1 protein-coding gene is annotated in these 281 nt (G+C 58.0%); it reads right to left on the reverse strand.

Annotation, left to right across the window (positions count from 1 at the left end):
* The coding region (locus EN807_RS36285) for a hypothetical protein (RefSeq protein WP_210240039.1) at nucleotides 1-281 on the reverse strand (281 nt) is incomplete at both ends.

The raw sequence follows: 281 nt of genomic DNA on the forward strand, positions 1-281 counted from the left end.
CACATAACCGTCGGCCTTGTACTTTCCCGAGGCCATGACATGAGTGGGTCTTCCAAGCACCGATTTGGCCCGGTAGGATTTGCAGGGGGCGCGGACAAGCGGATGAACAAACGGAATGATGCCGGAAAACTGCGCGCGCCTGCTGGGATTTAGCCGACCGTCGATAGGAACATAGCCCTGGTCGACGGCTTTCTGAAGGGCAAGAGTTTCGCCGACCTGGCTCAGGAACATGGCTTGTCGACAACGAGGGTGCGCCAAATCATCGAGAAGGCCGATCGGCT

Origin of the sequence: Mesorhizobium sp. M5C.F.Ca.ET.164.01.1.1, assembly GCF_004792125.1 — a bacterium.
Classification (GTDB): Bacteria; Pseudomonadota; Alphaproteobacteria; order Rhizobiales; family Rhizobiaceae; genus Mesorhizobium; species Mesorhizobium wenxiniae.